Below are 10,789 nucleotides of genomic sequence, written 5' to 3' on the forward strand. Positions count from 1 at the left end.
ATAAGCAGATTTAATAATGTCAACGAAGTCATCAGGGTTCCAGCAATTACCTCCTATAAGCTTGGATTAACTACGCCGAATACCACAGCATGAGGAACGAAAGAATCAGGGTTAAAGTCAGTTACATTGTCATTGCATAGGAAGATAATGTACCCAAACCCCCATGAAAATCAACCGCTTCGGCAAGGCAGAAATCCTAACAGCCGACCAAATTAATTTACTATTTACCTCGGGTTTTGTGAAGCCACGCGATCGCGCTTTGTTTGGAGTATGCCTGTATTGCGCTTGTCGCATCAATGAAGCTTGCACCCTGTTGACTGGGGATGTGTTCGGGAAGATGGGCGTTAGGTCTAAAATCTTGTTTCGCTATTACAACACCAAAGGCAAGAAGGAAACCAGGGAAATTGAAGTACACCCAACTTTAAGGCAGTACCTTGAGGAGTACAATCCCAACCGCCAAAAGGAATTCTTGTTTCCTGGTAGGCATGGCTTAGGGCATATCCACAAGGCTTCCGCTGATTTAATCCTCAGGGAAACTTGTTTAAGGTTGGGTATAGAGGGTGTCTCTACTCATTCCTTTCGCCGCACCGCACTAACAGTCATGAGCGACGGCGGCATACCACTACGCCACATCCAGTCTATTTCTGGACACAAGACCCTATCAGCGCTTGAGCGTTACCTAGATGTAAGTGACCAACAGAAACGCAATGCGATCGCCAAGCTAACTTTTTGAGGGAGATCAAAAGTACTATAGAAGTCCCGTGGGAAAACACGCCTGCGGAGAACTACCAACTACAGCCCAGACGTGACCCCCAACCCATACAAAGTTAAGGAGCAATTACACGCTTGACAGCTTCCGCACCCAACGAACAACAGCAAAACCGCACCTGTCGAAAGTGCTTACGGAACAAGCCCATTACTGATTTTGTTAAAGACAAGAGGCAACCAACTGGCTACAAAAGTATTTGCAGGCTTTGCAGCACAGACGAATGGAAAAAGAGTAGGGATGCCCACCGTCAACGGTTTCTGGAGCAAGATTTGTATCAAATGGTTGTCTCTGCAAGAGATAGATTTTTGGCTAAGTTTCCCCAGCGAGGGGACAACGAATGCTGGGAATGGCACGGAATGGACAAAAATCACTATGGAAGCTTCAGAGTAGGCGGTATAGGTGGAATCAACATTCACTCTCACAGAGCCGCCTACATGATTTTCAAAGGCAGGATTCCAGACAGTTTATTGATTTGTCACACTTGCGACAATAGGCGCTGTGTCAATCCGAATCATCTTTATGCTGGCACTTATTCTGACAACAACCGCGATATTCATGAACGTGCTAGGCATCCTCACAACAATAGGGGCGAAAACAATGGACAGAGCAAGTACTCGGAACGACTTATAAGAAATATTTTTAAGCTTCTTTGCGAAGGACGAAAACAGTCTGATGTTGCAAAACTTTTAGGCGTTAGTCCAAGATTTGTTAGCAGGGTTGCTTGTGGCGACAGATGGAAATACGTTTTTGACGAATACAAACACTTGCTTCCTTTGGCACGCAACATCTAACTAATTGCGATTGACGAGCGCCAGTGCCTTCGCAGCGATCGCCCAAAGCGCACAAAGTGTCAAATCACATCTGAATGGTTGCTCAGATATTCAAAGTTAGGATGAAATCATCTTAACTATAAAAATTGGTTGTTTTCTGTCTATTATGACTGCAACGCTGTATAAGACCAAGCGGTACCAGGTCCAAACTTAAGAAGCATCTGATTGGGAGTAATTAGTTCCCAGTACGCTAAATCAGGCTCCTCTAAGTCTGGCATTAGAGTGAGACGATATTTCAGAGAAAAAGTGAGTTCGGGCTGAGGGTCAAAAGTGAGTTCGGGCTGAGGGTCAAAAGTGAATGAGAGATTAAAGGTAGAATATGGGAAATCTAAACCTATTAGATAGGTTCCTTCCAACACACGAATTTTCTCGTTAATGCTCGCTGCGTTTTCCTGTGACGTTGTTATCGTTTGATGACCAAATGCGATGAGCCCTAGCGCATCTTCCTCCTCGTAAAGAGACATTGCTTGATTCATAGACGTAAGCTTCCAAAAAGTTGTTTGTGCGCTAAATATCCATTCCTCTTGTTCATTCGGTTCAGGCTCAATTGAACTTGAAACTCTGGTTGCAAGGTAAAGGCGGAGTTGATTACCATCAGTCAAGATCCTTTGGCAACAGGATTTACCCGTCATACCTTTAATGATTTCTGCAAGCGGTAGCAAGTCTGAAGCTTGAGTAATTTGCGGCATAAAAGAGCGTTTTCCTTAAAGTAGCTTTCTTTTATCACTGTTTTAGCCGAGAATCGCGATTGCAAAGGTGCCAGAAGGGAGGCAATCGCCCCAACTGCATAAGTCGTCCCTGCCTGCATTTAAAAACTAGCAAAGCGCAAGCTAATGTCACGTTCTGTTACCCCTACCTCCTGGAAGGGGCTTCTTTTTGGGCAAGAAGGCGATCGCCCTTAAAATCCCCCCGAAAATCACCCTTGCAGATGTTAGTTATGAATGCGCCCAGGGGAACAATAAGGAATTACCCGTAAGAAGTGCTAGTTGACAACCACGGGCAGCCTCCGGTAGGCGTTGCCCTAAGCCCTCAGCCCGACGCGCAAACAGCACAGGAAAAAAGAAAAAACTGCTGCGGCAACGCGGCGGTTATTCCTGTAGCGCTTGCCCGTCGCCCACGCCTACCTGCGGCTGCTAGCACATTTGTCAAGAGTCATTCGTCATTAGTCATTAGTCATCAGCCAGTCGTGGCGCTTCCCCCAGGGCAGTGTTCCCCAGGTCGTTCGCCCTCTCTGCGCTCCGGTGGCTGGGGGGTTGCCTTGTGGCTTGCAGCTGCGGTTTTGTTGCCGTCGCGGGTTTGGTTTCTTCCGCAGCTGGTGGTTAGCTTCACTCGCCCCCTGTCGTTTCTCTGGTCCCCGCGCTACCAGTTCTTTGCCTCCGGTTCCACGTCGTTCTGCTTTCCACTCTTCTATTATATCAAGTCCACTCGGTAAATATAACTTTAGTTTACATTTGTTTACATTGTTCAGCTTCAATCAACTGGGCGATCGCATCCCTAAGTTTTGCCTGCCAACCAGGAATAGCCCTTAGCTCTTGTTTCATTGTTTCGGTCACTTTTAAATCAATTTTCGCTATTAGCGGTTCTTCTCCCGCTGCTTTAAACTGTGTCGCCTCTCTCTTGCCCTCAAAAGCCCTTGGGTTGCCCATACTTTTTACCTAGTCCACTGCGTAAATTGTAGCGTAATATTTATGCAATCTTTACATAAAAACACTATTTATACTTGGTGGACTTGGTATAATAAAAGGGTAAACACAAAAAACCCGGCTACCAACCGGGAATCGATTAAAAACACTAATTCCATTATGACAATTCAAGCACCATCAGCAGCAAATCAACTGGCGCTCACCCTTGAGCAGTTCATCGGTAAAGCTGAAGCATTCTTGCAAAACCACTACGTCGTAGGCAGCGACAGTGCAGACATCCAAACAATCTTAAAGGCGATTGCAGACTTGCGGTTGGATATCGACACCGAACGGTTAGAGCAAGAGTTTGAGTTAACACAAGAAAGACAAGACTTAATGGGCGACTACTACGACAGTAGCTGGTTCTAAAAAAGCGACCTGGGTAAGTCGGTAAACTGCCCAAGCCAAAACTTTAACCATTGAAATTGTAAACCATGAACCTCAACGAATATCCAACCGCAATTGCAAAACTCCAAGCAGAAGTATTTGACCTTGACCAGTTAATTGACCAGACCTGCACTACCACCAAGCAGATTGAAGCGGAGATTGATAGTGCGATCGCATTTGACGCAGCACTCCGCAACGATGCACAGCGCAAAGCCAAACGGCAGCAGCTACTTGACGAACACCCCAACTACTGGGAACAGCAAGAAATCTTGAGCCAGTACCGCAGCAAGCGTGAGTCTTGCTTTATTCAACTTTGCCTGAGACGCAACGAATTTTCAGTTTTGAAGTTGGAGAAACGCGAGAGCATTGCACGCTTGGAACTGCAAGCCAATAGCTAATCCCACAGAACTAAACGCCCCGGCGAGTGCTGGGGCAACCAGAGGAGGAACTATGAAACTAGGAATGACAGCTATCAAAAAACAGCAAGTGGGCTCGCGCTGGGTCTGGCTGTGTGAGGAATCGCTGCCAGGGCAGGGCTGCCGAGAATGGGCAACTTATGTCTCGATTTCACCTGATGAAGTGGCAACCGAATATGGGCATTACTTTGTTAGGTACTCTAACGCCGTCGCTGACTTTGAAGCGCGGGTGAAGCAGTACAGCTAAGACGATGGGGGAAGGCAATTGCAAGCTTTCCCCCAGAACTACACAAGGACTATTCAAACATGACACCAGAACAAATTCACACCTGGCTACAAATCCAGCAACGGCAAACGCTGGCACTTGAGAAAATGGCTGCAACGCTTGAGAAAATGACAGCAGCGCTGGAACGGTTAGCCCCCAGAACAGCGCCCAATTACCAATACCCGCTCTCGTCATTTAAAACCTTTGACTGGTCAGCGATTGGCGCAACGGTGGAACGAAAAGACCAACATGGACCAGCTGTTGTTAGCTGGGGAGGACAGCAGTACATCAGGCGATCGCCCTCCAATAAGTTTGACCCAGCAATCTGGTTTAGTCGCTGCACTGGGAAGGCAGAGGACGGCTCAAACGCCTATGAACGGCTAATAACGTTTAAACCAATTTCAGCGGCTGAAGTTGAGCCAGTGCCAGAGAAAGTCCGGGGATTGGCGCGGCTGGACTAGCGAGGCAAGTAGCTGGAGCGGCAACACTAGGAGGAGTGGGCGACCACTCCTTTTTTCTGTTGCTTTGCCTGTTCCAGCTGCTTGGGCTGGCTCAGGGAACGCTAGTGCAGCCGCGCTCACCGTGGTTTTTAGCGGTTCTGGGGGAAACGGAAACGCGATTAACTTCAAACTTCAGCTTTCTCTAACTCCTTGATAAATGCGTCAATGTGCTGCTTCGCCCGTTTGTACTCCGGTGCTTGCTTCCCCAGGCGCAATGAGGCGAGATAGCGATCGCGCACAGCTTCATAATCAATCTTGTTAACAGGTTTCTCTTGAGGAGTTGCGATTGCCTTTGGCACTGGGCTTTGCCCAATCGCCTCCGGCACTGCGCTCTCTTGCATCGCCTTCTCCTGACACAGACGCTCCGCTCTAGGTACTGCGCTCAACGCAATCGCAGCCTCCACCCGTTCCAACATCTCGCCAGCCCCTTCCGTCACTTCATCCGAGCCTTGCTCAAAAAACTTTCGCCATTGCGCTGTTATCTTCTCAACCATTGGCTTAATCGGCAGCGGAACCCTCACAAGCGTTGTTTCATAAGGGGCTTTATTTCCACGCCCGCCCTTGGCAATCAAGTCACTCATAAAGCTGTTAACAACTAATGACAACAATAGGTTAAAGCAGTTAACAACTTTAACCAAGACTTTGATAAACTTGTTAACAATTTTTACTGAACAGACACCATTACCTTGCGCTATCTCCAAGGTTTTTCGTTCGCTTGGCTGACTCCACACGCCCGCGAGCTACTTTCCAGTTATACTTACTGCATCAATGCAGTAATGCAGTAAGTGATTCAGTATGGCAGTAATTACTTGAGCAAGAGAATGAATAATGGGCGCAGTTATAGGATTTTTGAATCAAAAGGGAGGGTGTGGCAAGTCCACATCTGCCGTTCACATGAGCTGCTGGCTATGCCGCAAAGGTCACAAGGTTCAACTTTTAGATGCTGATGCTCAACGCAGCAGTTCAATTTGGCTTGAGTCGATGGAAGATAACCCAATTCCAGCTACTGTGCTGCAATCACCGGATGAACTACTAGAGCAAATTCCAGAGTTAGCCAAGCAGTGTGATTATCTCATTGTGGATGGACCCGCCGGTCTTGCCGAACCCACCAGGGCGATTTTGTTTCGGGCTGATTTGGCTGTGGTTCCTTGTCAACCAACAGGTTTAGACCTGCAATCGGCTTCTGATTCTGTGCGGTTAATCAAGCAAGCTCAATCTGTGCGCGGTGGTCCACCCAAAGCAGCTATATTTATTAGCCGTGCTGTTAAGGGGACAAAGCTATTAGATGAAGCGATCGCACTCCTGGGTAAAACAAAAGAAGTGACGGTGCTCTCTACGGTGATTCACAATAAGCAAGCGATCGCAGACACCTTTGGTCAAGCCGCAACAATTTGGGATTTACCAGGTCGTCCAGCAACTGACTCAGCTAGGGAATATGAGCGGCTGTTCAAAGAAATTATGGGGATGGTGCCATGAGTACCAAGAAGCGAAAGCCCCTCGATGATGCCCTAGCGAGTGAATTTGTTTATGGTTCCAAGGAGCAACCCCACGTCAAAGAGACAGAAACTCAAGACGAGGCTAAACCAGAGCCAGAACAGGAAACTGTGCCAGTGGCAAAGCCAGTTGAAAAACCTACATCCACTCAAGAACCCAAAAAACCATCACTTATGTCTCAACTTTACTCAACCACTCCCAAGGAACCGACAGTAAGATTAACCGTGGATTTAACCGAGTCGATGCACCGCAAGCTGTCTGTGCTAGCGGCGAAGACGGGCAGGAAAAAGGCTGAGATTGTGCGGCTTTTGCTGGATGAAGCACTTAAGGAAGTAGAAGATTAATGCAGTAAGTGATGCAGTAATGCAGTAATGCAGTAAGTAAATGATGAAGTACTTCCAGATAGTCGAAGTGGCGGGGCTGATGTAAGCCTTTTCGATGCGAGGAAATTTTTAGAACTGGGTAACAGTTTTCCGAAATTGACAACGCTCTGGTTGTAGTCTTAGTTAGATTACCTACTTATAACTAACTTCTATAACAAACCTTTGGGGATATTGCCCCACTAAAGCCCGGTCAGATAACCGGGTTTTTTAGTGGAGTAAGGAGCGCCCGCAATCATGCGATTTTCCGGGTGACAGTGCCCAAAGGGTGATTGTCCATGTGCCCACTGCCTTTATGCAATCGCAGAGTCAGTTCATCTAAACTGGATCGTTAACTGCGTGTGGAGATTCAACATTGATGTTCCCGAAGGTATCAGACAACTATTTCACAGAGCGCCAAGGAGTTTTGGCAGTTTCTATGCACCTCAATAACATCGGATTCATCTTTAGAGAAACTCCTAATGCAGATGTGGGAATAGATGGACAAATAGAGTATGTCTCTAATGGAGAGGCTCCCGGAAGACTGGCTGCTGCTCAAATTAAATCGGGAGCATCATATCTACGCGATAAAGGAGATCATTGGGCATTTTATCCAGATCCAAAACATAAGGTTTACTGGGAATGCTTTCCACTCCCTGTTTACTTATTTCTTCATGACCCTCAGTCTGGCTTGACCTACTACACTGATGCAAGGTATTACTTGAACATACCAGAACGAGACAGAGAGTATACCTATATCCCCGTTCTAAAGGCGAATAGACTTGACATGGTGTCTAGCGAAGAACTTATGACATCTGTGGGTCCTGTTTCTTCAAATCTCCTTGAGTACCCAGAACTACTCAAAACAATGGTAAGAGGGCATTCTGGAAATGCATCATTTCCTTTAACTTACCTAGACCTTTTTTGTAACGGTCTTACTAATTTATGTAGACACATATATTTTGGGATGTCTCTTGCTACTGATCTTGCAGATATTTATCTCGAAATTGATCAGTCTGAATTTGGGCTTGGGGTTGGCTCATACGAGCATGACTTCTTACACAGTTACACACGATTTCTCATCTCTCAAAATCTAGCTAGGATTGATTACTCAGACTACTTAATTGACTGGTTTGAGAGAGAAATGCAGCCTCAATATATAGCTCCACTGACTTCAAGGGGACGTGGCTTAGTTGAATACATCCGCCAAGTTGAACAAAAACTTTTTGAAACTTCTGATCTGGTATCTGTCGCTTGTGAGCGTCCCATGCGGATGTTATTCGGGCTTCCTTCTGACATAGTTAGGATACCTAATATTAAAGAGTTTGGAAAAAGAGTTTTGTTGATTTCTGACACAGAGGATGAGGAACACCAAAATAAATAATCCCAACTTCAATACGTGTGCGGTCTAACACCGCACTGCACCGGACGGCGGGTTCGACGTTCGGCGATGCAAGAGAGCGCAGTGCGGGAGCAGGGCAATCGCTTCCCACGCAACTTCATCAAAAGAGCGATCGCACATCAACAAAATCTGAGAGAATTACTTAATTACTTACGAGAATGCTGCGGCTGAGAACTCAGTTTCGGATAACTAAATGAGTGAACGCACTGAAAGTGATGTAGTCAGCTGCCCAAGAGCGCTGACTGCACCACTACCTTTAACCGAACATCCAGTGGCGGTGTATTTGTCAGGACTCTCTGTTGGTTCACGTCCGGCGATGCGGCAAGCCTTGGATACAATTGCCCGACTGTTAACCGATGGCAGTTGTGATGCTCTTACCCTGGACTGGGCAGCGTTGCGCTACAAACATACTGCCGCCGTCCGTGCTGCCTTGATAGAGAAGTACGCACCAGCGACGGCTAACAAAATGCTGTGTGCTTTGAGGAGAGTTTTAAAAGAAGCTTTGAGACTGGAGTTGATAGATGCAAAAGATTTTGCCCGTGCTGTAGATATCCAAAACGTTAAGGTGTCCAAGGAGCTACAGGGACGCGCTTTAACTGAGAAAGAAATTGCTGATTTAATGCAAGTCTGCTTTGATGACCCCACCCCCGCAGGTTTTAGGGATGCGGCGCTCATTGCTATCCTGCGCGGTTCTGGGTTGCGGCGGGCTGAGGTGGTTTCTTTGAACTTAAACGACTTTAACCCAAATAGCGGCGCTTTAAAAGTATGGGGCGCTAAAGGAGGGAAAGACCGCACTGTGTATTTACCAGATGGGGCAATTCCGGTAGTAGAAGATTGGCTCGATGTCCGAGGTGGGGCGGCTGGTTCTCTGCTGTGTCATATCAACAAAGCTGGTTACATAGTTCTGCGGCGGCTAACGCCCCAGGCGGTGCTGTTCATTTTGCAAAAACGCGGTGAACAAGCTCTGGTAGATGACTTTTCTGCTCATGACTTCCGCAGAACTTTTATATCAGAATTGCTCGACTCTGGTGCAGACATCTCTACAGTGCAGCGGCTGGCTGGTCATGCTAGTCCTGAATTGACTGCTAGATACGACCGACGCGGCGAACAAACCAAGCGCCGTGCTGTTCAAGCGCTCAGTATCCCAGGTTCTAGGAAAAGGAGATAGCGAGCGCCCTTGTTTTCCCCCAGAACTGGAACTGGGTGCTTTCGCCTTTGAGAGTGATTTCTGGAGGCGTTTTAAATGATAACTGGTCTACTTGCAATAAAGATTTTGTTGCAAAACCGCTCTTATTCGGTGGTCGTGTTGTGATAGATTTGACGCAACTCCTCGACCGTACTTACTGTTTCCAGTCCCTCAAGAATTGCTTCTAATAGATTGATATCATTCAGTGAAGAGATTTCTGGTAATAAATTTAAACCCGACTCACCAAATTTCAGCTTTAAACCCAAGGATATGCCTTTTAACAGTCCTTGCCTGATACCACTTCTCTCAATACTTGTAATGTAAGGCATACGTCTCTCTTCCTCGTACTGACTTAATTCTTGCTGAAACTCTTGCTCTAACTCTAATGGTAGGCTCATTACCCAGTCGATAAAGCGGAACAGGTTGATGACATCTTCCCGCGAAAAGCCCTGTTCGTACAGCCGCTTAGTGAGAGTTAGCTTCCACTGTTTGCGTAAGGGGCGATTATTACGCGTCTCTATTGCTTTTAAATGAGCCATGACTACAGTAGCAAAGGGGTTGCGGCTGGCTTCTAACTCTGACCACTGCTCTTGGTAGTCTAGCAATTTCACTACCGGAAATTTAAACCCGACTTCACAGCCAAATAACTGATAGCCAAATTGATTTGGTCGCCAGCTTGCGCGCTCGTCTCCCAGTACCGCTAAAGAAGCGACCGAGCGCTTGTAACGGTCGTAGATGCGGTAGTTGTACACAAACATCCGCTCGGCAAAGTCGCTTTCTTCCTGGCTTTGGATTTCTACATGGATTAAAACCCATGCTTCTTCGCCCCCGGTGCGATAAATCTTAACGAGTTTATCGACCAGCCGCCGCCCTAGTTCTGCATCCCGCACCACTTGTTGCAGTTCTTTGTCCAAGAACTCAAAGCCCCGGCTCCAGGAGATTTCGCTATGAGCTTGGGGGAAGAAAAACAGAATAAAATCCTCAAAATATTGCTGTAGTATGTCTTTCCAGGGGGTATCGAATTCAGTTTGGGGGTTGTTCACTGTCCTTTGATGGGTAGTTTTGAACTGGCTTTTGAAAGTGTGCAGTGCGACACGGTAGCAAATTGTAAGAGTAAATCTTCTCACTAATCAAGCTCGAACTGCTCTCTCATTGGCGAGGGCGAGCGCTTCTTAGTACACCTTAGCCCCAGAACTAAAACCTGTTAACAGCTTTTGAGGAGCTGCAAGATATCTGAGATAGACCACCGGGAGGCGATTGCACTTTCTTGCCAGTGCCAGAATGCAATCGCCATGCCCTTCTGTGTCAAGAAGGAAAATCGCATACCGACTTTTCCCCCAGAACTAAAACCTGTTAACAGCTTTTGAGGAGCTGCAAGATATCTGAGATAGACCAGCGAGAAGCGATTGCCATGCCCTTCTGTGTCAAGAAGGAAAATCGCATACCGACTTTTCCCCCAGAACTAAAACCTGTTAACAGCTTTTGAGGAGCTGCAAGAT

16 protein-coding genes are annotated in these 10,789 nt (G+C 46.9%); 11 read left to right on the plus strand and 5 right to left on the minus strand.

Annotation, left to right across the window (positions count from 1 at the left end; translation table 11 throughout):
- Window positions 1–163 precede the first annotated feature (163 nt).
- Complete coding sequence (locus AACT52_RS36375; RefSeq protein ID WP_073635273.1) at window positions 164–733, plus strand: tyrosine-type recombinase/integrase; 570 nt, start codon at window positions 164–166, stop codon at window positions 731–733.
- A 113-nt stretch (window positions 734–846) separates the two neighbouring features.
- Window positions 847–1,560, plus strand: a complete 714-nt coding sequence (locus tag AACT52_RS36380) for an HNH endonuclease signature motif containing protein (protein WP_073635274.1) — start codon at window positions 847–849, stop codon at window positions 1,558–1,560.
- A gap of 143 nt (window positions 1,561–1,703) precedes the next feature.
- Here the strand turns inward: AACT52_RS36380 and AACT52_RS36385 are convergent, their stop codons facing one another.
- The 3 genes from AACT52_RS36385 to AACT52_RS36395 all read right to left on the minus strand — a co-directional run bounded on the left by AACT52_RS36385 (window position 1,704) and on the right by AACT52_RS36395 (window position 3,245).
- Complete coding sequence (locus AACT52_RS36385; protein ID WP_073635275.1) at window positions 1,704–2,288, minus strand: hypothetical protein; 585 nt, start codon at window positions 2,286–2,288, stop codon at window positions 1,704–1,706.
- Between the two features lie 473 nt (window positions 2,289–2,761).
- Entirely contained in the window at window positions 2,762–3,073 is a 312-nt protein-coding gene (locus tag AACT52_RS36390) for a hypothetical protein (RefSeq protein ID WP_073635276.1), read from the minus strand.
- On the minus strand, window positions 3,045–3,245 hold the full coding sequence (locus AACT52_RS36395; RefSeq protein ID WP_073635277.1) for a hypothetical protein: 201 nt from the start codon (window positions 3,243–3,245) through the stop codon (window positions 3,045–3,047). The genes AACT52_RS36390 and AACT52_RS36395 overlap by 29 nt, the downstream gene beginning before the upstream one ends.
- Before the next feature lie 156 nt (window positions 3,246–3,401).
- Between AACT52_RS36395 and AACT52_RS36400 the strand changes: the two genes are divergently transcribed.
- The 4 genes from AACT52_RS36400 (at window position 3,402) to AACT52_RS36415 (ending at window position 4,810) form a co-directional block, all read left to right on the plus strand.
- Window positions 3,402–3,650: a hypothetical protein gene (locus AACT52_RS36400; RefSeq protein ID WP_143172960.1), complete on the plus strand. Its 249-nt coding sequence runs from the start codon at window positions 3,402–3,404 to the stop codon at window positions 3,648–3,650.
- A 65-nt stretch (window positions 3,651–3,715) separates the two neighbouring features.
- Window positions 3,716–4,066 carry a hypothetical protein gene (locus AACT52_RS36405; RefSeq protein ID WP_073635250.1) on the plus strand — a complete coding sequence of 117 codons (351 nt, stop codon included), beginning with the start codon at window positions 3,716–3,718 and terminating at the stop codon, window positions 4,064–4,066.
- Between the two features lie 52 nt (window positions 4,067–4,118).
- Entirely contained in the window at window positions 4,119–4,331 is a 213-nt protein-coding gene (locus AACT52_RS36410) for a hypothetical protein (protein ID WP_073635251.1), read from the plus strand.
- Window positions 4,332–4,390: 59 nt separating this feature from the next.
- Window positions 4,391–4,810, plus strand: a complete 420-nt coding sequence (locus AACT52_RS36415) for a single-stranded DNA-binding protein (protein ID WP_073635279.1) — start codon at window positions 4,391–4,393, stop codon at window positions 4,808–4,810.
- A 164-nt stretch (window positions 4,811–4,974) separates the two neighbouring features.
- On the opposite strand, the gene AACT52_RS36420 is transcribed toward AACT52_RS36415, so the two are convergent.
- On the minus strand, window positions 4,975–5,430 hold the full coding sequence (locus AACT52_RS36420) for a hypothetical protein (RefSeq protein WP_339375025.1): 456 nt from the start codon (window positions 5,428–5,430) through the stop codon (window positions 4,975–4,977).
- Between the two features lie 247 nt (window positions 5,431–5,677).
- On the opposite strand from AACT52_RS36420, the gene AACT52_RS36425 reads away from it, so the two are divergent.
- The 5 genes from AACT52_RS36425 (at window position 5,678) to AACT52_RS36445 (ending at window position 9,272) form a co-directional block, all read left to right on the plus strand.
- Complete coding sequence (locus tag AACT52_RS36425; RefSeq protein ID WP_073635281.1) at window positions 5,678–6,325, plus strand: AAA family ATPase; 648 nt, start codon at window positions 5,678–5,680, stop codon at window positions 6,323–6,325.
- A complete protein-coding gene (locus AACT52_RS36430; RefSeq protein ID WP_073635282.1) occupies window positions 6,322–6,687 on the plus strand; it encodes a ribbon-helix-helix domain-containing protein in 366 nt (121 codons plus the stop codon). Before AACT52_RS36425 ends, AACT52_RS36430 begins: the two co-directional genes overlap by 4 nt.
- Window positions 6,688–7,081: 394 nt before the next feature.
- On the plus strand, window positions 7,082–8,086 hold the full coding sequence (locus tag AACT52_RS36435) for a DUF4365 domain-containing protein (RefSeq protein ID WP_017313870.1): 1,005 nt from the start codon (window positions 7,082–7,084) through the stop codon (window positions 8,084–8,086).
- Window positions 8,087–8,103: 17 nt separating this feature from the next.
- A complete protein-coding gene (locus tag AACT52_RS36440; RefSeq protein WP_158054932.1) occupies window positions 8,104–8,250 on the plus strand; it encodes a hypothetical protein in 147 nt (48 codons plus the stop codon).
- 47 nt (window positions 8,251–8,297) lie between these two features.
- A complete protein-coding gene (locus AACT52_RS36445) occupies window positions 8,298–9,272 on the plus strand; it encodes a tyrosine-type recombinase/integrase (protein WP_073635283.1) in 975 nt (324 codons plus the stop codon).
- A gap of 122 nt (window positions 9,273–9,394) precedes the next feature.
- Here the strand turns inward: AACT52_RS36445 and AACT52_RS36450 are convergent, their stop codons facing one another.
- On the minus strand, window positions 9,395–10,333 hold the full coding sequence (locus AACT52_RS36450; RefSeq protein WP_073635284.1) for a cytosolic protein: 939 nt from the start codon (window positions 10,331–10,333) through the stop codon (window positions 9,395–9,397).
- Between the last annotated feature and the right edge of the window lie 456 nt (window positions 10,334–10,789).

The sequence above is a fragment of the Scytonema sp. HK-05 genome (assembly GCF_963872035.1).
Taxonomy (GTDB): Bacteria; Cyanobacteriota; Cyanobacteriia; order Cyanobacteriales; family Nostocaceae; genus Kalymmatonema.